The following is a 21,388-nucleotide window of genomic DNA, read 5'->3' as shown; positions in this document are numbered from 1 at the left end:
CCACCTGCTTGAGAGTTGGACCAGTACTGCAAGTGCCCAATCTAGACACATCTTGCGTACCTTTCAGATGCCTCCTACGACCCGGCAGTCTTCTGCACTTTAGACTACCGGGCTGGCAATCAGGAGTTGCATACATGGCTACCCACGGATACATGACTATTGCAGGCAACGCTCAAGGTTTGATTTCAGCTGGCTGCTCAAGCCAAGACTCTATTGGCAACAAGTGTCAGTCAGGGCATACCGACGAAATAATGGTGCTGTCTTACACTCACAACATGGTCAATATCGGCAATATTAACAAGCCAACACATCGTCCAATTTTTATTACCAAAAACGTTGATAAAGCCTCTCCGCTCCTCGCTCAAGCACTCTCATCCAGAGAAGAGATAAAGTGCACAATCAACTTCTATCGTGTCTCTTCTTTTGGCCTACAGGAAAAGTTCTATTCAGTTTCGATCAATGGCGGGGTTATTGCTGATCTAACACTTGAAATGCCTCACGCGATTTTGCAGAACGACGCCGAACCACAAGAACACATAGCCATCCGTTATCGAGATATCACGTGGACCCACCACATAGCTGGCACCAGCGGCTACAGCACGTGGGGAAATGACGAATGAAATCAGCTAACGAACCTTGCATACCTAGTAGCTGTGATTACTGGATGGTCAGTGCGGCCGCTGCAAAACTTGGCAGCCAAGCCAGCACATTAGGTGTTAGACACATCAAAGACGGCACGCTGCGTTTGCAATTCAACCGCGAAGTCGCTTATTACGCCAAAAGCATTGTTAATGATGTGTCGCAGGGGAAAAAGACCCCTGAAGAGGGATTGAAAGCACTTAAGGATGAGCAAAACAGTTTGCTTATCCAGGCTAGAGAGGTTGCCTTAAGAGGAGCAAGCGTTATTTCGGGAGCACTTCAGTTTGCTGCGGGGGCAGGTATTTGCTACGCCTCGATGGGTACGCTGTGTCTATTTGCGGGCGTGCCCATGATGCTCAACGGCGCTAACAACAGCTATGAAAGCGTTCATAACCTTGTCAAAAACCGTTCCGATACCGTGGGGCCACTTAGAACCGGTTATCGCGCCGCTTCTGGAATGCTGGGCAAAGGTAATTGTGAAGCCGATGTTGCTTATGGGGTGGTTGACTTGAGTTCGTCAGCCTACGGCATTGGCAAAATGGTATTAAAGCCCGATGCCTGGCGTTTGTTCAGGTATGTGAAGACGGACTATGTGAGAGGGTATAAGGTCGCTACGCGCAGAGGGTTCTTCTTCGATAGATTTGCGGACGTTATAACTGCAAGCACTGTGTATGGCGCGTGTGACACGCCTTAATGAGTAACTTTATTTTTTATCCCGTCTTTATACTTATAACGGTGCTTTTATACTGGCCTTCCTTTTGGGCGTACTACGCGTGGTCAGGTCGTCGTTATTCCGCTTTTAAGTTCTGGGGGGTTGGGAGCTACAACGTACTGTGTGCGACCATTCACAATTTTTTTGTGCGAGACAGCACTTTACCATTTATGGGGCATGTCGATAATGCCGTAATGGGTTGGTTATCCCTTGTTATGATATTTGTCCATATCTCTACATTTCCGGCTGAATGGGAACGAAAACGCTGGTTTTCACGACAGTAAACGCTAGGAGTGGAACGAACCTGCGTTCGAGTTGGTGAGCCACTGCGACGCAGCGGTCGCAAAACCGGAATACACAATATGTCTGTTTAACCATGGAAGCAGACTTTACGACTGCTGCGCAGCCGGACGCAGCCTCACACTGCGGCCTATCAAACCCACAACCATCCCCGCTGCAGGTACAATCCCCGCCCTTCACTCTCATCCAAGGAATCCCAATGTCAGGGCTCGAACTGTTTGCCGCCGCACTCGGCGTGATAGCCGTCTGGTTGACGGTCAAGCAGAACCCTTGGTGCTGGCCCATTGGTCTGGTGATGGTGCTGCTTTATAGCTGGATTTTTTTCGGCCTCAAGCTGTACTCCGGCATGTTGCTGCAAGTGTTTTTTGCCCTGCTGCAAGTCTATGGCTGGTGGCAGTGGACCCGCGCAGGCGAGCAACATGAAGGCCGCGTCGTAACCCGGTTAAGATCCCTGCACGTGGGGTTGGGTCTGGTTATCGGCGCCGTGGGCAGCCTGGCATTGGGCGCCTCGATGGCGCACTGGACCGACTCCCAGTTCCCTTGGCAGGATGCAGCGCTGACCGCTTTCAGCCTGGTCGCCCAAGTGTGGATGGCCCAAAAACGCCTGCAGTGCTGGGCACTGTGGTGTGTGATCGACGTGCTCTATATCGGTTTCTTTGCTTACCAGGATCTGTACGGGACGGCGGGCCTGTACGCCCTGTTCGCGATCATCGCCATTCAAGGCTGGCGTGACTGGCACCGCGACCCGGCGCTGCGCACATGAAGGTGCTGGTACTGGCAGGGCCGGAGTCGAGTGGTAAAAGCTGGCTGGCTGCGCAATTGCAGCAGCACTTCGGCGCCATTCTGGTGGGCGAATACGTCCGTTACTTCATCGAACAAAACCCTCGGGACACCTGCCTGGCAGACATTCCGGCGATCGCCCGTGGTCAGCTTGACTGGGAAGATCAGGCACGGAGCCAACAGCCCGAGCTGCTGATTCTGGACACCCATTTGCTCAGCAACATGCTGTGGAGCCAGACCCTGTTTGACGACTGCCCTGACTGGTTGGAAGCCGAACTGCTAAGCCGCCATTACGACCTGCACCTGCTGCTGTCGCCCGAGGGCGTGGAGTGGACACCCGACGGTCAACGCTGCCAACCCTCGCTGGCTGAACGTCAGGCGTTTTTCAACGCCAGTGCACAATGGCTCGATCGCCACCAACAACCCGTACAGGTGGTTAATGGCGATTGGCAGGCTCGACAGCAACAGGCTTTTGCAGCGGTTAAACAATTAATTGCCCCCGCAAGAAACTTATAAACAAAGTATTAGTCTTTTAGTAATGGCACTTGAAACCTTGAACTTTTCGCCCTGCAAGTTAAAGGTTTCAGCACCCTGAAGTTGTCCATTACTGAAACAGTCACTCGGCGCCAAAGCCGCTAAAACACTGAGGTCACGCCTTTTCCGGTTTAGTGTAAAGCCCGTGAAACACGCCCCGATAAAGCATTAAAACAGTGTGCCCGCCTGACCGTAGGCTTATTCAAGCGGGTGTGTGTGCGTCTCACGTTTGAGACACACTTGTCGGTGCACACAACGACACTGTTGCAACAGCTGTTGTTTTTAAAGGTTAAACAAGAAGTGGCACAGCTTCTGCTCTCTCCTTAATACGCTGACTAGGGCCAGCGTCGAATAAAGGGAGCACGAACATGCGTCACCTCTATCGCGGTAACCATTATTTGCTGACAGTTTGTAGCTTGAGCGCCTTGATGGGTTTGTGCAGCGTCGTCCAGGCCGCTCCTAATGGCGAGATCGTGGTGACACGTACGGTTCAACCCTATGCGGTGGGCAACCCGCCCATGCATCCCGACCCTGATCCGCGCACCGTCAATGCCAACCCTTCCGCACAAGTGATAGGTGTAACCGGTGAGCTCACTGATGGTGACTTTGCCGGTGTGAGCACCGGTGCTTCGATCAACCGCATCATCATCCCCCACGCCAATTCATTGCCCGGGCTCAACAACAGCAACGGCCTGCCAGGCATGACCAACGGCCATGGCGGCGGCAGTGGCGGCACTATATCCAACACGATAGGCAACAGCATCGAACAGGGCATGCGCCCACTCTCAGTGTTGAGCCAGGGGAAATAACATGACTGCCCGCCGACTGCCCGTACTGATTGCCGCATTGCTTGCCAGTGTCAACGTAATGGCTGCCTCCGATAACAACGCCGAGATCAACAATTCCGGTGCTGATTTTCATGGCAACGTCACGATCAACCAGGCGGCCGGCGATCAGCAGCAGCAAGTCAACGTCCGGGCGGTTGCCCTCGGCACCTCGGCACACGCCTCAACCTCCGTCACCCAAAAAATCAATACCCCTGCCGATCCTTCGCTCAATGCCAAGGCAGCAATTCTCGGCAACTCATTCAGTAATGGCACCGGCGTGATCGGGATCAACCAGTCGGCCGGTGCCAACAACCAAATGGTCAATGCAGTGCGGATAGGCATCAGTGCCCAGCCTCAAGGCATAGACGACAGCGTCCTGTCACAGCAGAACGTGGCGCTGATACCAGACTCGGGCACTGCACCCCCCACCAGCGGCAGCCGCCAGGTCGTGACAGGCGACCAGGCCTTCACCGGCAGCCGCGGGGTGGTGCAGTTGAACCAGAGTGCAGGGGTGGGGAACCGCATGGCTAACACCCTCAACATACGGGTTGCTGACTGACCCGAGAGCAACGTAGTGCAATTAGAAAGTGCCAACACTTAACTCACTATTGAAGCACGGAGAAACATCATGAAACCGTCAAGCGCTCTGAAACCTCTGGCTTTTGCTATGGCCGCACTTCTGTCCGTAGCCGCATATGCTCACAACGATGGCCCACCACCTCCACCGTCTTACACAATGGACCCTAATGCGGGGGCTGCAGCTGTTGTGATTGACGTGCAAAACAGTCACAACAACAAAGTGACCAACAAAGCGATCAAAAACACCGCTACCGTAAAAGACTCCGTCAAAGGGGCTGAAGGTAACATGGGTGTCAACGCCGCAGCCGGCTCGGGCAACCAACAAGACAACGCCGTTGCAATCGCAACCGCTGACGAAACGTTCGTCTTTGGTACCGCCGCATCACTGACCAGCGCAACCCAGACCAACAGTCATAACAACGACCACAACTACGGCACACAAAATAACGCCAAGCTGGAAAGTTCAGGCAATGGCAGCTCAGGCAATGTGGGCATAAACGTGGCTGCTGGTGACTTCAACCAACAGAAAAACAACCTGGCCATCGCCGTATCCAATGGCCGTATTGCAGGCGCGGGCGCAACCGCCAACCAAACCTCGAACAACCTGTCGGTGATCAACGAAGCCGGTGCGTCGTATCTGAGCAACGTCAATACCTGGGGCCAAAGCTCGCACCACAACAATACCCCTGTTGTGAACAACGCCACCATGGACCATTCGTTCAATGGCATGTCGGGTAATGGTGGTGCCAACATCGCAGCGGGTGTGGGCAACCAACAAAGCAACTCTCTGTCCATCGCTGCTGGCTGCAAAGTCTGCATGTAATCGCGACAGCTAAAGGAGGGTCTCGTTTACGAGACCCTTTCTCTACCCCAAGGCGTATTCATCATGCGTATTGCTGCCCTCTCCTTAATGCTCTGCCTGGCCGGTATGTCCCAGGCGGCACAGATGCCAATCGCTGCCATGCCTGGCGGCAATCTGGTGTTCAAGCAGGTGCAGAGCATCCGTGAGCGCCGTTTCACAGACATCGTTGAACAAAAAACCGATTTCAGTTGTGGTGCCGCGGCGCTTGCCACCGTACTGCGCCAGGCCTACTGGCTGGATGTCGACGAAGACCAGATTATCAAGGGGATGCTGCAAAACGCAGATCAGGACCTGGTACGCACCCAAGGCTTTTCCATGCTCGACATGAAGCGTTACGTCGAAAGCATCGGCATGCGCGCACGGGGCTACAGGATCCCGGCCCAGAGCCTTGAAAGTGTAAACATTCCTGTTGTGGTGCTGCTGGACATACGTGGCTACAAGCACTTTGTCGTCCTGCAACGCACCCAGAAAGACTGGGTCTACATCGGCGATCCGGTGCTGGGCCACAAGCGTTATTCCCATGAAGATTTCCTCAAGGGCTGGAATGGCATCGTGTTTGCTGTCATCGGCCCCGGCTACGACAAAACCAACGCGCTACTGACGCCCCCTGCTCCGCTAACGGCAAAAAACCAGCTGGACAGCTTCAGCCCGGTCAAAGATGCAGAGCTGATGGACTTCGGGTTTATCCAAAGCGACTTTTTTTAGGTGTGCCAATCATGGCGACGGGGCCAGACGCTCCTGGAGCAACACATGAAAACTCACTATTGGCTGATTGCCGCATGCCTTGCGGGCAGCCTCCCCGCCCACGCGGCCTCGACCTTTAAACCGGTCGAATTGAAAGACTCGGAAATGTCTCAGTTACGCGGACGCTTTGTCATGCCGGGCCGGATCATCAGTTTTGGCATTGTGATGAACAGTACATGGACCAGCAGTAACGGCGGGATTGTGGGCGCTTCGACGACCATGACCATGCAAAATACCGTCGAACCCCGGTTCTATGTCTCTACTTACAGCTCCGCCGGCAGTGGCGCACCGGTCTCTGCAGGCACCGGCTCGGTGACAGGTGGCACAGGGCTGACCACCGGCCAGGGCGTAACCCAGAGCGTGCGGGCTGCTGGCGACAACAACACGGCCTACAACAACGTCGACATCAATGTCAGCGAGGCCAACCAGGCCCCAGTGGTGAACCAGCAAGGCGTCTTGCTGAGCGCCAATACCCCCATCACACAAACAAGCGCAGCAGGCAATCTGACCGTTTCCGCTACGGGCGGTGGTGTCCAGGTGGCAATCCAGGCCAATAACAATCAGGGCAGTTCATTGCAACAAATCGCTCAAGGTGGCGTGTTACAGAGCACAACACTGTTGGGTGGAGGCAACTCGGTGAATAACCTCACCCAGCTTAATGTCGTGTTGCGCAACAACATGCCAAGTTCAGGGGCGCTCGATTGCAACCTTAGTCCGTTAAAAGGTCTTCGCAACATGGGATATTGAACTAGGCTAACGTCTTACAACTCGATCTATTCTGGGCGGCCTATTTCATGCATCGAACGTTAACTTTTCGCGCAGTCGTATGTATGAGCACTCTTCTACCGTCAGCCCTGCTTTATGCAGCGCCTGATGGTGATGTAGAGCTACTGAAAAAAGAACTACTGGAGCTTCGCCAACGTTACGACCAACAACAAAAAGCCTTGGCTGTGCTTGAACAACGGGTTCGTCAAGTTGAAGACCAACCGGCAGCACCAGCCCCCAGGCGTCTGGCCAAATCTCCGGCCGACATGAAAGGCAACCAGGGAGTCATCGCAGCCAGCGGTGGCGCAGCAGGTGGCGCTGCAAGCGCTGCAGGCGGCAGCTCTTACGGGCAGTCCTTGAAGGATGACTCAGCACCCGCCCAGAGCGTGGTCAACCTTTACGATGAGGCCAGCGGATTTTTCGGCGGTGGCAAGTTCAGCCTCGAAACCGGCATCACGTATTCGCGCTATGACACACGTCAGCTGATACTCAATGGCTTCCTGGCCCTTGACTCGATTTTCCTGGGCAACCTCAACCTTGATCGCATCAAGGCAGACAACTGGACTCTGGACCTGACCGGCCGCTACAACCTGGATAACCGCTGGCAGTTCGACGTGAACGTACCCGTGATCTATCGCGAGTCGACTTACCAGTCCGGTGGTGCCAACGGCGGTGATGCTCAAGCCACTTCAGAACAAACCGTCACCCGCGACCCGACCATTGGCGACGTCAACTTTGGCGTGGCTTACAAGTTCCTCGACGAATCGGTAAATACACCTGATGCGGTCTTCAGCGTACGGGTCAAGGCCCCTACCGGCAAAGACCCGTTCGGGATCAAACTGGTTCAATCGGTTGATAACACCAACGTCTTCACCCCTGAAGACCTGCCGACCGGTAATGGCGTGTGGTCGATCAGCCCCGCCGTCTCCGTGGTTAAAACCTTCGACCCGGCCGTACTGTTCGGAACCCTGTCGTACACCCACAACCTCGAAGAGTCGTTTAGCGATATCAGCTCAACCAACAACCTGAAACAGCCGGGCAAGGTCAAACTGGGTGACAGCTTCCAGATTGGCGCAGGTGTGGCGTTTGCGCTCAACGAGAAAATGAGTATGTCGTTCTCGGTGTCTGACCTGATTCAGAAAAAGAGCAAGCTCAAGCAGGACGGCGGGGACTGGCAAACAGTTACTACCAGTGATGCCAACGCGGGTTACTTCAACGTCGGCATGACAGTTGCTGCCACCGACAACCTGACCATTGTGCCAAACCTGTCGATTGGCCTGACGGAAGATGCGCCGGACTTTACCTTCAGCCTGAAATTCCCGTACTACTTCTAAAAAAACCGATAAAAGTAAAAGGCCCGCAGCGCTCAAGCACTGCGGGCCTTTTGTTTTTCTGGATGGGGCTAGCGGATGTGATGCTTGTGCAGCAACCGGTAAAACGTCGGGCGCGAAACCCCCAGCACCTTGGCGGCCAGGCTCAGATTATCGCCGTGCCTGTCCAGCACCTCGCTCAACGCCTGACGCTCCGCCCGGTCCTTGTACTCTTCCAGGGTACCCATGGTGCCCGCAAAGGCCGGGCGCGACTCCAGCCCCAGGTCATGGGCCTCGATCTGGCGCCCTTCCGCCAGAACCAGCCCCCGGCGCACACGGTTGGCCAGCTCGCGTACATTGCCGGGCCAGGCGTGATTAACCATGGCAATCAGGGCGTCATTACTGAAAGTGCGGGGGCGGCGACCGGTTTCCAGACTGTAGTAATTGGCAAAATGGTTGGCCAGCATGGCCAGATCACCATGACGCTCACGCAAGGGGTCCGTGATCACTTGCAGAACGTTGAGCCGGTAGTACAGGTCTTCGCGAAAACGCCCGCTCACAATCGCGGCCTCGAGGTCCACATGGGTGGCCGCCAGCACCCGCACATCGACAGGAATGGGCTGGCTGCCGCCGACCCTTTCTATGTGTTTTTCCTGCAAAAAGCGCAGCAGATTGGCTTGCAGTTCCAGCGGCAGGTCGCCGATTTCATCCAGGAACAGCGTGCCACCATGGGCCGCCTCGATACGTCCGATCTTGCGCTGATGGGCGCCCGTGAAGGCGCCTTTCTCATGACCAAACAGTTCTGACTGGATCAGGTTCTCCGGGATGGCGCCGCAATTGATCGCGACAAAGGGCATGGTGCTGCGCAAGGACTGGCGATGCAGGGTACGGGCGACCAGCTCTTTGCCGGTACCGCTTTCACCCCGGATCAGGATAGGTGACTGGGTGGGCGCGAACTTGCCGAGGATTTTGCGCATGTTGCGCATGCTCGTGCTTTCACCCAGCAGCTCATCTACCCGCCTGTCGGCGTGGGTGACCACCCGGCCACGCAGTCGCGCCATGCCGAAGGCCCTGCCGAGCGTGACTTGTACCCGGGAAACATCGAAGGGCAAGGTATGAAAATCAAAAAACCACTCGCAGACAAAATCCCCCACATTCCTCAGTTTCAGGACATCCGGGGTCAGCACCGCAATCCACTCGGTACCGCTGCGGCTGATCATGTCTTTCACTGCTTCGGGGCGCTCAAGATGAGCAGGCTGCAACCTGAACAGCCCTACGTCGCAAGCTCGATCAACAACAGTTGCCAGGCTGCAACTGTCTACGGCCCAGCCCAGCGTTCGCAGCCCGGGGAGCAACTCATGGCAATCTTCACAGGGTTCCACGACCAGCAGACGTCGCGCAGATGACATCGTGAGCATGACTGTTCCTTGGCGCCAAATAAATAAAAAAGCAATAGAAACAGTCCCTTGTTCGACTCAAGCGTAACCTTAGCAAGACTGTGGGCGCGTTCAGGATCGTTTCTTTATAACGTTAATAGCCAATTAAACTGTGCGCACCCAAATGAATGGGGGCAAAGTTTGCAGGCACGTCAAAAATTGATCTGGATCAGTCGGGTGAAAATACTTTTAAAAAAGTGACGAAAGTGTGTGACCTGATGCCGGTCAGAAGTCATCAGTACAAGTAACCAACCGAACGGTAAGCCCAGCCGACGGTTAATCACTTGATGGGCACACCAGAGAGACGACCCTATGAACGCCCCGCTCCGTTTCAACGAAGCTCTTTTGATTGCCGGCCACGCCTTTGAACCTTTTCAATGCGTTGCCTGGGCTGCACAGGACGGCCACGGCGAATTGAGCCTGACCGTTATCGACCGCACCAGTACCCGTATCGGCCGCAAACAGATCCCGCGCAGCGCCTGCGCAGATGCCGCCCAACTCGAAAGCCTGCTGGCACAAGCCCGGGCCGAGCTGAGCAGCGAAGGCTACGCGCTGCAGCCTTGGGTAATGCCGGCTTAATCAGCTTTACAGCTGACGTGGGGGATCGGGCCTCGCTCCCCCATTTTGCTTTCAGCCTCTACACCAGATTCAACCCGTCGATATGCAGGTATTCTGCATTGAGCTCCAGCGCCATCTGACGGGATCGGCCCAGACGAATCGGGCCTCTCTCGATATCGATCAGCAGCCCCGGGCAGTCAATCGCGGGCAAGGCCGGCCACTCCTTCAAACGACCATCGGTCAGCAACAAAAAGCGCTGCTGTTCCTGTGGAAATTGCTTGCGCCGACCATCGAGCCACCTCGCCACCTCGCGCAACGCTTCCAGCAACGGCGTACCGCCTCCTGCACCCAAACCCTGTAACCATTCATCCAGGGCTTTCGACGCCTTCGAGCCACTGACCTGCCACTGCGGCGCATGCCCGCTGGCCGTCATCACGGCCACCCGGGCACGCTGGCGATAAGCATCCTCAAACAGCTGGGCCAACACGCCCTTGGCATCGCTCAGCGCCTGATGGCGACGGGTCGAGGCGGACGCATCCACCACCACAAGCCACAGTTCCTGTGCGCTGCTTTGCCGGGTTTTAAATGCCAGATCGGCACGCTGACGCGGGCGCCCGCCGAGCAAGGTCTTCACCCAATCAACCGCCCCGTTGTCGGCACTGCGACAGGTGCCCTGCTTGCCCGTACTGAGCTGGCCTGCCTGGGGTCTGGCATCCGCCCCCTCTGCCGGTCGAGGGCGAATGCCTAAGGCTTTTTTGGCCAGCTCGGCACTTCACGGCGAGCGCCGGATGCCTGGGGCTGGGCCGGTAACTCGCCCCACTGGCCCTGGCCGGACCGGGGTGATGCGCTGCTCGATTGCGGCGGTGATTGCGGCGGCTCGGGCGTAGGTGCCTGGCCGGTGGATTCGCGGCGACGATGGCGCAAGGCGAACTCGGCCACCGCATCGATATCGTCCAGACTGATCGCCGTTGCCCCGCGCCATGCCGCATGGGCCCGCGCCGCCCGCAACCACACCAGATCGGCGCGCATGCCGTCCACTGCCGCGGCAAAGCAGCGCTCGGTGATCACGGTCAGGGCCTGATCATCAAGGGCGATGCCGTGCAACAATTCACGTGCCTGCTGGCAGCGTTCGCGCAAGGCGTCCTGCTGCGGGGCCCAGTGCGCACAGAAACCTTGAGGGTCGGCATCGAAGTCCAGCCGACGGCGAATGATTTCTCCACGCTCGGCCGGTGGCGGCTGACCGCTCATGGCGACGTTCAGGCCAAAACGGTCGAGCAACTGCGGGCGCAATTCACCTTCTTCGGGGTTCATGGTGCCAATCAGCACGAAGCGCGCGGCGTGACGATGGGAGATACCATCGCGCTCGACCACGTTGGTGCCGCTCGCTGCCACATCCAGCAGTACATCCACCAGATGGTCGGCCAGCAAATTCACTTCATCGACATACAGCACGCCGCCGTCGGCCTTGGCCAGCACACCGGGCGAAAACTGCGCCTTGCCCTGCCCCAGCGCCGCATCCAGATCGAGGGTACCCACCAGCCGCTCTTCAGTGGCGCCCAGGGGCAAGGTGACAAATTGACCGCTGGCCAGCAGGTCCGCGAGGCCCCGGGCCAGGGTCGACTTGGCCATGCCGCGCGGGCCTTCGATCAGCACGCCGCCGATTTTCGGGTCGATGGCCGTCAGGCACAGCGCCAGTTTCAAGGCCTGCGCGCCGACCACCGCCGATAACGGGAAATGCGGGGTGTCAGTCATGTTTTCGGGTTCCAATTCGTAGAATGTTGATCGACTTCAATAAAGCCCTCACCCCAGCCCTCTCCCAGAGGGAGCCGATGTGTGGTGATGCGAAAATCCTTAACATCCCCCAATCAGTCCCCTCTCCCACTGGGAGAGGGCTAGGGTGAGGGTCGCTTTTTACTCTTCTTCTATATCCAGCAACAGGTTTTCCAGTGCCTCGCGGTACTCGCCAGGCTCACCCCAAAGCCCGCGCTGCTGGGCTTCCAGCAGGCGTTCGGTCATGTCGCGCAGGGCATGGGGGTTGTGCTGCTGCACAAACTCACGGGTGTCAGGGTCCAGCAGGTAGGCATCCGCCAGCAACGCGTACTGGTGGTCGTCAATCAAATGCGTGGTGGCGTCAAACGCGAACAGGTTATCCAGGGTCGCAGCCATTTCGAACGCGCCCTTGTAGCCATGACGCTTGACCCCGTCGATCCACTTCGGATTCGCGGCACGGGAACGAATCACCCGGTTCAGCTCTTCCTTGAGACTGCGGATTTTTGGCAGGTCTGGCTGGCTGTGGTCGCCGTGATAACTGGCCGCGGCCTGCCCGCTCAAGCTCTCAACCGCAGCCAGCATGCCGCCTTGGAACTGATAGTAGTCATTGGAATCGAGCAGGTCGTGCTCGCGATTGTCCTGGTTTTGCACCACCGCCTGCACCTGGCTCAACCGCCGGGCAAACTGGCCGCGTGCGGCGGTGCCTTCATCGGCGCCGCCATAGGCATAGCCGCCCCAGTTCAGATACACCTCGGCCAGGTCATCGCGGCTTTGCCACAGGCGGCCATCAATCGCGTTCTGCACGCCGGCGCCATAAGCCCCGGGCTTGGCGCCGAACACCCGCCAACCTGCCTGGCGTGCCGCCAGTTCCGGTGCCAGCCCGTCACGCTCCAGCTGTTCACGTTCACTGCGCACCCTGGCTGCCAGCGGGTTGAGGTCGTCCGGTTCGTCCAGCGCCGCCACCGCCTGCACAGCAGCATCGAACAGACGGATCAGGTTGGCAAACGCATCGCGGAAGAACCCCGACACGCGCAAGGTCACGTCCACCCGCGGGCGGTCCAGCAGGCTGACCGGCAGGATTTCAAAGTCATCGACCCGCTGACTGCCAGTGGCCCACACCGGGCGCACGCCCATCAAGGCCATGGCCTGGGCGATATCATCACCGCCCGTGCGCATGGTGGCCGTGCCCCACACCGACAACCCCAGCTGCCGCAAATGGTCGCCGTGGTCCTGCAAATGACGCTCGAGGATCAGGTTGGCCGACTGAAAACCAATCCGCCAGGCCGTGGTGGTCGGCAGGTTGCGCACATCCACGGAAAAAAAGTTGCGCCCGGTCGGCAGCACGTCCAGACGGCCGCGACTCGGCGCACCACTGGGCCCAGCCGGCACAAAGCGCCCGCCGAGGGCATCGAGCAGGCCTTGCATCTCGGCCGGGCCGCAGGCATCCAGACGCGGTGCCACCGTATCCAGCAGCGCGTCGAAAATGGCCCGCACCTCAGCCCATTGCGCGGTATCCGGCAACTGCAGGCGGCCCTCCAGGGCCTGTTCGATCAGTTGCGCGGCGTACAGTTCCAGACGTTCGCGGGCATCCCCCGCCGTGCGCCAGCGCTCATCACTGACCGCTCGCAATTCGGCAGGCTGGCGCGCCGTCCAGGGTTCGGCCAGCGCGCAGTCCAGCGGGTCGAAGCCCAGCTCAAAGGCTTTGGACAGCGCCCGCAGCACGCTCGATTGCGCGCCACGACCATCGCCACGGGGGATGCGCAACAACGCCAGCAAGGTATCGATACGCAGACGCCCGGCTGGCGACTCACCGAAGATATGCAGCCCGTCGCGGATTTGCGACTCCTTGAGGTCGCATAAATAGGTGTCCAGCCGGGGCAGCCAAATCGCTGCATCGGCATCGCTGTCGAGGTTTTCGTCCAGTTGCAGCTCGCGGTCGATATGGGCGTCACGCACCAGTTTGAGAATACTGCGCTGCAACTCGCGGGCACGACGCGGATCAAGCAATTGGGCGTCGTAATACTCGTCGGCCAGCAGCTCCAGATCACGCAACGGACCGTAGGTTTCGGCCCGGGTCAGCGGCGGCATCAAATGGTCGATGATCACCGCCTGGGTCCGCCGTTTGGCCTGCGCGCCTTCGCCCGGATCGTTGACGATAAAGGGATAGACGTTGGGCATGGGCCCCAGGATCGCGTCCGGCCAGCAATGCTCGGACAGCCCGACGCCCTTGCCCGGCAGCCATTCCAAGTTGCCGTGTTTGCCCACGTGCACCACCGCGTGGGCGCCATAGGTGTGGCGCAACCAGAAGTAGAACGCCAGATAGCCGTGGGGCGGAACCAGATCGGGGTCGTGGTACACGGCGCTGGCATCGACCTGATAGCCCCGCGCCGGTTGAATTCCGACAAAGGTCAGGCCAAAGCGCAGCCCCGCAATCATCAACCGCCCGCTGCGGAACATCGGGTCGTTGTGTGGCTCACCCCAGCGCTCGGTCACCGCCTGGCGATTGGCCTCGGGCAACGCATTGAACATTGCCAGGTACTCGTCCAGCACCAGGCTTTGCATGCATGGGCGCAGGTCAAGGCTGTCCAGATCATTGCTGACCCCGCCCAACAGGGCCTGGATCAGCGCCGTGCCGCTCTCGGGCAACGCGCAGTCCACCGGATACCCTTGAGCCTGCAAGGCCCGCAGGATATTCAGCGCCGCCGCCGGGGTGTCGAGCCCCACACCGTTGCCGATGCGGCCATCGCGGGTCGGGTAGTTGGCCAGGATCAGCGCAACTCGCTTTTGCGGGTTCGCCACGCGGGCCAGCTCAACCCAGCGCCGGGCCAGTTGCGCGACAAAATCCATCCGTTCGGGTTGAGCGCGATAACACACTACATCCGATTGGCTGCGCTCACTGCGCCATGCCAGGTCCTTGAAGCTGATCGGGCGGCTGATAATCCGCCCGTCCAGCTCCGGCAATGCTATGTGCATCGCCAGATCGCGGGGCCCCAGGCCTTGTTCACTGGCCCGCCACCCCGGCTCGTTGTCCTGGGCGCAAATGGCCTGAATCACCGGGATATTGCGCCGAAACGGGCGCAGGTGCGGCGCTTCGGGGCTGGACTGGGCAAAGCCGGTGGTATTGAGAATGACCCCGGCCTGCACTTCATCCAGCAGCGCTTCAACCACTGCCATGCAACCCGGCTCTTTAAGGCTGGCCACGGCAATCGGCAAGGGGTTGAGCCCGGCAGCCAGCAAGCGCTGGCAAAACACATCGACAAACGCAGTGTTGGCTGCCTGCAAATGCGAGCGATAGAACAACAGCGCAGCAACCGGTTGCCCGGGGACCCAGTCGGCCTGCCAGTCCTTGAGTTCGGCATTGGCGTGGGCCGGATGATAAATCGCGGTACGCGGCAGGGTTTGTGGTTCGTCCCATGGGTAATCACGGCCCAGCCATTCGCTGGCCAGGCAACGATAAAGCTGTAGTGCGTTATGCCGCCCGCCCTGACGCAAAAAGTGCCACAGCCGCTCGCCCTGTTCAGCGGGTACGGTGCTCAGTGCAGCGAGTTCCGGGTCGGGACGGTCGTCACCTGGCACCAGGATCAGCGTCACGCCGCGCTCGGCCAGTTGCACCAGGCGCTCAATGCCGTAGCGCCAATAGCCGATGCCGCCGTGCAACGACAGCAATATCACCTTGGCGTGTTGCAGCACTTGATCGACATAAAGGTCGACCGAGCCATGGTTTTGTACCTGCATCGGGTTGGCCAGACGCAAGGCTGGATAATCTTCAGGCAACTGCTGCGCCGCTTCGGCCAGCAGTGCCAGGCTTGAATCACCGCTGCACAGGATCACCAGCTCGGCGGGGGTCTGGCCTAAATCGGCAATATTGTCGTCCGATACAAAGCCACCGGGCTGGGTCCTGAGCAGATGCATGGCTTACTCGCTCAACGCTTTACGCAAAGTGGACTCGAGCAGTTCGGCGTCCAGGTCCTGGCCGATCAGCACCAGTTTGGTAACGCGCGACTCATCCGCAGCCCAGGCGCGGTCGAAGTGCTTGTCAAAGCGGGTACCCACGCCCTGGATCAGCAAACGCATCGGCTTGCCCGGGATCGCCGCGAAGCCTTTGACCCGCAGAATGCCGTGTTTGACCACCAACTGGGTCAGGGCCTCCATCAATACGCGCTCTTCACCCTGTGGCAGCTCGATGGAGATCGAGTCAAAGGCATCATGGTCGTGATCGTCGTGACCCTCATCGCCATCGTGGTGATGGTCGTGGTGGCTGTGGCGGCCATCGATATGGTCTTCAGAACCGGCGCCCAGGCCCAGCAGCACGTCCAACGGCAAGCGGCCACTGCTGGCTTCGATGATTTTGACCGCTGGCGGCAGCTCTTCAGCCACTTCGGCGCGCACTTTTGCCAGGTCTTCAGGGCTGATCAGGTCGGCCTTGTTGAGGATCACCAGGTCGGCACTGGCCAGTTGGTCAGCGAACAGCTCGTGCAGCGGCGATTCGTGATCCAGGTTTGGGTCGAGCTTGCGCTGGGCGTCAACCTGGTCCGGGAAGGCGGCAAAAGTGCCGGCGGCCACGGCCGGGCTGTCGACCACGGTAATCACCGCGTCCACGGTGCAGGCGCTGCGGATTTCCGGCCACTGGAAAGCTTGAACCAGCGGCTTTGGCAGGGCCAGACCCGAGGTTTCGATCAGGATATGGTCGATGTCGCCACGGCGCGCAACCAGCTCACGCATTACCGGGAAGAACTCTTCCTGCACGGTGCAGCACAAGCAGCCGTTGGCCAGCTCATAGATGCGGCCGTTGGCTTCTTCTTCGGTGCAGCCGATGGTGCATTGCTTGAGGATTTCGCCGTCGATGCCCAGCTCGCCGAATTCATTGACGATCACCGCAATGCGACGGCCCTGGGCGTTATCCAGCATATGGCGCAACAGCGTGGTTTTACCCGAACCGAGAAAGCCGGTAACGATGGTGACGGGAGTTTTGGCCAGTGTTTTCATCGGATGCCCTTTGGCAAAGCGGCGGGCATACGGGACGACGACCGCAGGCAGTGTGCGGTCAACATTCGCCACCGGATCACCCCGCCCGGTTGAAGTAAGAATCTGTCACGAGGCAGGTCTCCTGGCTTACGGCTGGGTATCAGCAGGGCTGATTCCGACCTTGCGCCTTCCCGCGTGTTGCGCAGTGGCATGGCAAGATCATTGACCGTTTACAGTTGCGGGGGCAGCCGCGGCATACCGCGTTCCCTTCTTAGCTTCGCATAGCGAAGAACCTCGAACGCGCAAGGCTACGCAGTGCTTTGTAACAGGTCAACAGACTACTGTGGGGGCCAGACTGCTGGTGATGGCATCGCTGGCAGGCCAGCTCCCACAGGGATCGCGCAAAACCTGACTGCAGGGATCGGTGCTGCATGCAGTTGTGTTCTAATTGCCGCCTTTTTTCAGCCTCAGCGCTTCAAGGATCTGTCCATGCCGTCCACCCCTCCAACCCGCGTCCTGATTATTGGCTACGTGTGGCCCGAACCGCGTTCTTCGGCGGCCGGTGGGCACATGATGCAAATCATTGAGAGCTTTTTGCAGCAAGGCTGGCACATCACCTTCAGCAGCCCCGCCGGCATTGGCGAGCACAAGGCGGACCTGGCCGCGCTGGGCATTGATGAAGTCGCCATTGAACTGAACAACAGCAGCTTTGATGCCTTTATCACTGAGCTGGCCCCGGACATCGTGCTGTTCGACCGTTTCATGATGGAAGAACAGTTCGGCTGGAGGGTTGAAAAGCACTGCCCCGACGCTCTGCGCGTGCTGGAAACCTCCGACCTGCAAAGCCTGCGCGACGCCCGTCAGCAACAGCTCAAGGCACGGCTCAAGCACGATACCGACCTCAACGATTTCAGCAGTCTGTTCGCCCCGGCCCAGCGCGAAACCTTCGAACAGATGGCCGGCACAGACCTCGCGCAGCGGGAAATAGCCGCGATTTACCGCTGCGACCTCAACCTGATGATTTCCGAATACGAAATCGACTTGTTGGTGGAGCAGTTCCACGTGCCCAAGGCCCTGCTGCACTGGTGCCCGCTGATGGTCGACAGTGTGCCCGCAACGTTCGTGCCCTATGAACAGCGCCAGCACTTCCTGAGCATCGGCAACTTCCGTCACGCGCCTAACTGGGACGCCGTGCTCTGGATGAAAACCAGCATCTGGCCGTTGATCCGACAACAGCTGCCCGCCGCGCAGCTGCATGTCTACGGCGCTTACACCCCGCCCAAAGCCACTGCGCTGCATAACCCCGCGCAAGGTTTTCACGTACTCAACTGGGCTGAAGACGCCCTTGAGGTGATGAGCAACGCGCGGATCTGTATGGCGCCGCTTCGTTTTGGCGCAGGCATCAAGGGCAAAATCGCCGACGCCATGCTCTGCGGCACACCCAACCTGACCACCCCCGTGGGCGCCGAAGGCATGCACGGCGATCTGCCGTGGGCCGGTGCCATCGAGCAAAGCGCCAGCGCAATCGCGGCGGCGGCGGTCGAGCTGTACCAGAACCCCGAGGCCTGGCATCAGGCCCAGCAACACGGGCAGGCACTGCTGGCGGCGCGTTACCTGCAGGGCACCCACGGCCCGGCGCTGGTAGAGCGAATCGAAGCGTGCCGCGCCGGGCTTGAGCAGCACCGGCGCAACAACTTCACCGGGGCAATGTTGCGCCATCACCAGCACAAAAGTACCCAATACATGTCGCAGTGGATCGAGGCAAAAAACCGGGTCTGACTAGCTGTTACGCCAGATGTTCAGCAGCACTTCGGTGAAAGACGGCTCCAGCACCCGATTGCCATGGCCGCTGAGATGGTTTGAGTCGAAAAACAGCGGCTGGCCGTTGGTGTCATAGGCCGAGCACACAGGGCCCGGACACAGCAGCGGGAACGGGTCCCAGACGGTCAGGCTGGAGTGCTCACGCTGCAACAGGTCCAGCAACTGCATTTGTGAAGCGCGCAGCCGTTCCAGCTGCCTGCTTTCTACCGTCAGGCCCTCGGCGCAAATCGGGTTCATCCGATTGAACCAGTCCGAACAGCGAGCCGCCGGTGCCTTGAACAGTGGTTTGGGGGCATCGATCAAAACCCGGACGCTTGCGGCCGCCAGCCGCGCCAGCGTGAGCTCGGCCGAGGCTAGGGCTGCGGCGTAACTCTCTGGCGTCAGCAGGGACAGGGCCTGATCGAATGCAACATCTTGCAGCTCCGGCATGCGCAATGAGGCCAGAAACACAATGTCGCCCGGCCTGGCCCGGCTTTCGATATCACGCAGATCTGCTTCCTGACGCTGCGCACAATCGGGCGGATCGGCGGCCATCAGACTTACCACTGCGCACCCGCCCTGCTCGTACTCCACCACCTTGATCCCGAGTGTCAGCGACACACTGTTAAGCAGCGTACGGTAGGCCGCCGCATGCGAATCCCCGATCACAAACAGCTGCCGTCCGTTAACCCGCGGGTCCTCGATCTTTACGACGTCTTCCCTTGGGTAATGCCTGTAGGCATACCAGGTATAGGTGTCACGGGTTTGGCTCAGGGATAACTGCTCAGTGTTGTCCGTCACCCAAAACGCCGACCACCAGAGCAGGCCGACAGCGATGAAACTGACGGCGAACGTACTCCAGGCATGGCGCTGCCACGCTGATTTACCGGTGCGCACGGGGATTTCAATCCAGTGGTAAGAGGCTGCCGCCAGCGCCAGCACCACCACCGGATACAGCAACTGAACGACCAGCAGCTCTGTCCCCGTGGTCCAGCGTAAAAATACTGCAACTGGCCAGTGCCACAAATACAGGGAAAACGACAGACGACCAATATAGGTCACCCAGGACGCTTGCAGCAGGCGCTGCAACGGCGAGCCATAACCGTCTGCCGGGAGTGCCAGCGCAGCGATCATCAGCACAGCGCCCAGCACCGTCACCATCGCCCACGGGAACGGGAAGTCCTGGCCTTCGGCGTACACAAACCCCGCCAGTACCAGCGCCAGACCGCTTGCCAGCAGCAGGCTGGCAGTGGCCCTGGAGCGCAGTGAAGCGCGCCGTGTATCAATCATCTGGAACAACATGGCCCCTGCGGCCATCTCCCAGAAACGGCCGGGCAGCAAGTAAAAGGCCGAGAGCTGATCGGCTTTTGTCTCCATGGCACTGACCACCAGCGAGGCGATGGCCAATACCGGCAGGACGGCCCACACCAGAGCGCTGTGTTTTTTATAACGAAGCCACAGGAAATACAGCACCGGGAAGACCACGTAAAACTGCTCTTCAACCCCCAGCGACCAGGTATGCAAAAAAGGGTTGAGCTCGGCGCCCGGCGTAAAGTAGGTATCGGGGTTCCAGGCCAGCACGATATTACTGACCCCAAAAAAGGCAGCCAGCCCGGTACGATTGCTCTGTTCACTGAGCCATGACTGAGGCACAAACAGGGCCGACACCAGGAAAGTGGCCACCAGCACAACCAGCAGCGCCGGCAAAATACGCAACAGCCGGCGCCGATAGAACGCTTTCAGATAGTCGACAAACCCCGAGTGCCCCCGGTCGCACAGGGACTGGCTGATTACATAGCCCGAGATCACGAAAAACAGATCGACCCCGGTGAAGCCACCGGGGAGCACGTTAAGAAAGTCGGCATGAAAGAGGATTACAGCGATTACGGCGATGGCTCGTAGCCCATCTATTGCCGGGAGGTAAGCCGGGGAAGCTTTACGCATCGTATTTCCTGCTTTTTGTTATTCGTCTGGAACGCGAAAGCTACCTCCCACCCAGAATTGATACCGTAATTACGATCGGACTTTCATGTAGGAATCAGGTCGATCTACAGGTCGTCTTCTTAGTAGATACGTGTCCATCACCCAGCCCTTGCGCTCTCTGGCCGCGCTGCGGGCCTGTTTGATCTGCTCGCAGACGTCAGCCAGCTTGCCGGCGATCAGGATTTCGTCTGCCGTACCGATGTAGGCGCCCCAGTAAATGTCGATGTCTTCATCGACAAAGGCCTCGAAGGCACAGTGGGCATCAAGCATGACCACCACGTTGTCCAGGTCTGCCGCCACCAGCCGTCGGCCGGTGGTGATACGGATCGGCTGGCCGATCTCATTCAGGGGAATGCGATGCCGGGCTGCCAGCGCCTGCACGCTGCTGATGCCGGGGATCACCTCATAGTCAAAACCGCTGCAACCGTTGGCCCGCACCCGGTCCAGGATGCGCAGGGTGCTGTCATACAGCCCCGGCTCACCCCACAGCAGGAACGCTGCGCACTCACCGTCGGCCAATTCGTCCTCGATCAGTTGTGTAAAGACCTCGGCCCGACGCTCATGCCAGTCTTCAACGCCCTGGGTGTAGGACGGCGTTGCGCTGTCGCGCTTGGGGTCGCTGACCTGAACCACCCGATAACTCGGCTCGCGAATGTAGCGCCGGCAGATTTCAAGGCGCAGGCGCACCAGGTCGTCAGTGGTCTGGCCCTTGTCGAGCACAAACAACACCCGGGCACGGTTCAGCGCATTGATTGCCTGCACGGTGATGTGCTCCGGGTCGCCGGCGCCGATGCCGATCAATAACAGTGTTTTCATCGTGTCTT

The 21,388-nt window shown here is 58.9% G+C and carries 19 protein-coding genes and 1 riboswitch; of the genes, 12 read left to right on the top strand and 7 right to left on the bottom strand.

Annotated features, from left to right (window positions below):
• The first annotated feature begins 134 nt into the window (after positions 1-134).
• The 10 genes from BLW11_RS15410 to BLW11_RS15365 all read left to right on the top strand — a co-directional run bounded on the left by BLW11_RS15410 (position 135) and on the right by BLW11_RS15365 (position 8,076).
• Positions 135-620: an Hcp family type VI secretion system effector gene (locus tag BLW11_RS15410; RefSeq protein WP_048361967.1), complete on the top strand. Its 486-nt coding sequence runs from the start codon at positions 135-137 to the stop codon at positions 618-620.
• Complete coding sequence (locus BLW11_RS15405; protein WP_048361968.1) at positions 617-1,333, top strand: DUF4225 domain-containing protein; 717 nt, start codon at positions 617-619, stop codon at positions 1,331-1,333. The genes BLW11_RS15410 and BLW11_RS15405 overlap by 4 nt, the downstream gene beginning before the upstream one ends.
• A gap of 517 nt (positions 1,334-1,850) precedes the next feature.
• Positions 1,851-2,414 carry a nicotinamide riboside transporter PnuC gene (gene pnuC, locus BLW11_RS15400; protein ID WP_048361969.1) on the top strand — a complete coding sequence of 188 codons (564 nt, stop codon included), beginning with the start codon at positions 1,851-1,853 and terminating at the stop codon, positions 2,412-2,414.
• A complete protein-coding gene (locus tag BLW11_RS15395) occupies positions 2,411-2,947 on the top strand; it encodes an AAA family ATPase (RefSeq protein WP_048361970.1) in 537 nt (178 codons plus the stop codon). The genes pnuC and BLW11_RS15395 overlap by 4 nt, the downstream gene beginning before the upstream one ends.
• A 386-nt stretch (positions 2,948-3,333) precedes the next feature.
• Positions 3,334-3,774, top strand: coding sequence for a hypothetical protein (locus BLW11_RS15390; protein WP_048361971.1), 441 nt, complete (start codon positions 3,334-3,336; stop codon positions 3,772-3,774).
• Position 3,775: 1 nt separating this feature from the next.
• Entirely contained in the window at positions 3,776-4,351 is a 576-nt protein-coding gene (locus tag BLW11_RS15385; RefSeq protein ID WP_048361972.1) for a hypothetical protein, read from the top strand.
• A 69-nt stretch (positions 4,352-4,420) separates the two neighbouring features.
• On the top strand, positions 4,421-5,194 hold the full coding sequence (locus BLW11_RS15380; protein ID WP_048361973.1) for a hypothetical protein: 774 nt from the start codon (positions 4,421-4,423) through the stop codon (positions 5,192-5,194).
• Positions 5,195-5,257: 63 nt separating this feature from the next.
• Positions 5,258-5,938 carry a C39 family peptidase gene (locus BLW11_RS15375; RefSeq protein WP_048361974.1) on the top strand — a complete coding sequence of 227 codons (681 nt, stop codon included), beginning with the start codon at positions 5,258-5,260 and terminating at the stop codon, positions 5,936-5,938.
• A 45-nt stretch (positions 5,939-5,983) separates the two neighbouring features.
• Positions 5,984-6,724 carry a hypothetical protein gene (locus tag BLW11_RS15370; protein ID WP_048361975.1) on the top strand — a complete coding sequence of 247 codons (741 nt, stop codon included), beginning with the start codon at positions 5,984-5,986 and terminating at the stop codon, positions 6,722-6,724.
• Between the two features lie 47 nt (positions 6,725-6,771).
• Positions 6,772-8,076, top strand: a complete 1,305-nt coding sequence (locus tag BLW11_RS15365; RefSeq protein ID WP_048361976.1) for a transporter family protein — start codon at positions 6,772-6,774, stop codon at positions 8,074-8,076.
• A 68-nt stretch (positions 8,077-8,144) separates the two neighbouring features.
• On the opposite strand, the gene BLW11_RS15360 is transcribed toward BLW11_RS15365, so the two are convergent.
• Positions 8,145-9,470, bottom strand: coding sequence for a sigma-54 dependent transcriptional regulator (locus BLW11_RS15360; RefSeq protein ID WP_048361977.1), 1,326 nt, complete (start codon positions 9,468-9,470; stop codon positions 8,145-8,147).
• Positions 9,471-9,800: 330 nt separating this feature from the next.
• Here BLW11_RS15360 and BLW11_RS15355 point away from each other — a divergent pair, with 330 nt between their 5' ends.
• On the top strand, positions 9,801-10,067 hold the full coding sequence (locus BLW11_RS15355) for a hypothetical protein (protein WP_048361978.1): 267 nt from the start codon (positions 9,801-9,803) through the stop codon (positions 10,065-10,067).
• Positions 10,068-10,125: 58 nt separating this feature from the next.
• On the opposite strand, the gene BLW11_RS15350 is transcribed toward BLW11_RS15355, so the two are convergent.
• The 4 genes from BLW11_RS15350 to cobW all read right to left on the bottom strand — a co-directional run bounded on the left by BLW11_RS15350 (position 10,126) and on the right by cobW (position 16,802).
• Positions 10,126-10,680, bottom strand: coding sequence for a vWA domain-containing protein (locus BLW11_RS15350; protein ID WP_241486183.1), 555 nt, complete (start codon positions 10,678-10,680; stop codon positions 10,126-10,128).
• 110 nt (positions 10,681-10,790) lie between these two features.
• Positions 10,791-11,798 (bottom strand): magnesium chelatase ATPase subunit I, encoded by a 1,008-nt coding sequence (locus tag BLW11_RS15345; RefSeq protein WP_048361979.1) that lies wholly within the window; start codon positions 11,796-11,798, stop codon positions 10,791-10,793.
• Between the two features lie 159 nt (positions 11,799-11,957).
• Positions 11,958-15,728, bottom strand: coding sequence for a cobaltochelatase subunit CobN (gene cobN, locus BLW11_RS15340; protein ID WP_048361980.1), 3,771 nt, complete (start codon positions 15,726-15,728; stop codon positions 11,958-11,960).
• 3 nt (positions 15,729-15,731) lie between these two features.
• Entirely contained in the window at positions 15,732-16,802 is a 1,071-nt protein-coding gene (gene cobW / locus BLW11_RS15335) for a cobalamin biosynthesis protein CobW (protein ID WP_048361981.1), read from the bottom strand.
• A 94-nt stretch (positions 16,803-16,896) separates the two neighbouring features.
• Positions 16,897-17,093, bottom strand: a riboswitch (cobalamin riboswitch).
• 177 nt (positions 17,094-17,270) lie between these two features.
• Between cobW and BLW11_RS15330 the strand changes: the two genes are divergently transcribed.
• Positions 17,271-18,560 (top strand): glycosyltransferase, encoded by a 1,290-nt coding sequence (locus tag BLW11_RS15330; RefSeq protein WP_048361982.1) that lies wholly within the window; start codon positions 17,271-17,273, stop codon positions 18,558-18,560.
• On the opposite strand, the gene BLW11_RS15325 is transcribed toward BLW11_RS15330, so the two are convergent.
• Together BLW11_RS15325 and cobF are read right to left on the bottom strand one after the other, a co-directional pair.
• Positions 18,561-20,525, bottom strand: a complete 1,965-nt coding sequence (locus BLW11_RS15325) for an acyltransferase family protein (RefSeq protein ID WP_048361983.1) — start codon at positions 20,523-20,525, stop codon at positions 18,561-18,563.
• Positions 20,526-20,594: 69 nt separating this feature from the next.
• Entirely contained in the window at positions 20,595-21,380 is a 786-nt protein-coding gene (cobF, locus tag BLW11_RS15320) for a precorrin-6A synthase (deacetylating) (protein ID WP_048361984.1), read from the bottom strand.
• Positions 21,381-21,388: the final 8 nt, after the last annotated feature.

Source organism: Pseudomonas deceptionensis (genome assembly GCF_900106095.1).
Classification (GTDB): domain Bacteria; phylum Pseudomonadota; class Gammaproteobacteria; order Pseudomonadales; family Pseudomonadaceae; genus Aquipseudomonas; species Aquipseudomonas deceptionensis.
Note: the sequence above shows the minus strand (reverse complement) of the source record. Positions and strands in the feature narration are given on the sequence as shown.

Bases quoted from the DNA above. Each gene is read 5' to 3' on its own strand.
- BLW11_RS15410 (WP_048361967.1), top strand. From the start codon at position 135: ATGGCTACCCACGGATACATGACTATTGCAGGCAACGCTCAAGGTTTG.
- BLW11_RS15405 (WP_048361968.1), top strand. From the start codon at position 617: ATGAAATCAGCTAACGAACCTTGCATACCTAGTAGCTGTGATTACTGG.
- pnuC (WP_048361969.1), top strand. From the start codon at position 1,851: ATGTCAGGGCTCGAACTGTTTGCCGCCGCACTCGGCGTGATAGCCGTC.
- BLW11_RS15395 (WP_048361970.1), top strand. From the start codon at position 2,411: ATGAAGGTGCTGGTACTGGCAGGGCCGGAGTCGAGTGGTAAAAGCTGG.
- BLW11_RS15390 (WP_048361971.1), top strand. From the start codon at position 3,334: ATGCGTCACCTCTATCGCGGTAACCATTATTTGCTGACAGTTTGTAGC.
- BLW11_RS15385 (WP_048361972.1), top strand. From the start codon at position 3,776: ATGACTGCCCGCCGACTGCCCGTACTGATTGCCGCATTGCTTGCCAGT.
- BLW11_RS15380 (WP_048361973.1), top strand. From the start codon at position 4,421: ATGAAACCGTCAAGCGCTCTGAAACCTCTGGCTTTTGCTATGGCCGCA.
- BLW11_RS15375 (WP_048361974.1), top strand. From the start codon at position 5,258: ATGCGTATTGCTGCCCTCTCCTTAATGCTCTGCCTGGCCGGTATGTCC.
- BLW11_RS15370 (WP_048361975.1), top strand. From the start codon at position 5,984: ATGAAAACTCACTATTGGCTGATTGCCGCATGCCTTGCGGGCAGCCTC.
- BLW11_RS15365 (WP_048361976.1), top strand. From the start codon at position 6,772: ATGCATCGAACGTTAACTTTTCGCGCAGTCGTATGTATGAGCACTCTT.
- BLW11_RS15360 (WP_048361977.1), bottom strand. From the start codon at position 9,470: ATGCTCACGATGTCATCTGCGCGACGTCTGCTGGTCGTGGAACCCTGT.
- BLW11_RS15355 (WP_048361978.1), top strand. From the start codon at position 9,801: ATGAACGCCCCGCTCCGTTTCAACGAAGCTCTTTTGATTGCCGGCCAC.
- BLW11_RS15345 (WP_048361979.1), bottom strand. From the start codon at position 11,798: ATGACTGACACCCCGCATTTCCCGTTATCGGCGGTGGTCGGCGCGCAG.
- cobN (WP_048361980.1), bottom strand. From the start codon at position 15,728: ATGCATCTGCTCAGGACCCAGCCCGGTGGCTTTGTATCGGACGACAAT.
- cobW (WP_048361981.1), bottom strand. From the start codon at position 16,802: ATGAAAACACTGGCCAAAACTCCCGTCACCATCGTTACCGGCTTTCTC.
- BLW11_RS15330 (WP_048361982.1), top strand. From the start codon at position 17,271: ATGCCGTCCACCCCTCCAACCCGCGTCCTGATTATTGGCTACGTGTGG.
- BLW11_RS15325 (WP_048361983.1), bottom strand. From the start codon at position 20,525: ATGCGTAAAGCTTCCCCGGCTTACCTCCCGGCAATAGATGGGCTACGA.
- cobF (WP_048361984.1), bottom strand. From the start codon at position 21,380: ATGAAAACACTGTTATTGATCGGCATCGGCGCCGGCGACCCGGAGCAC.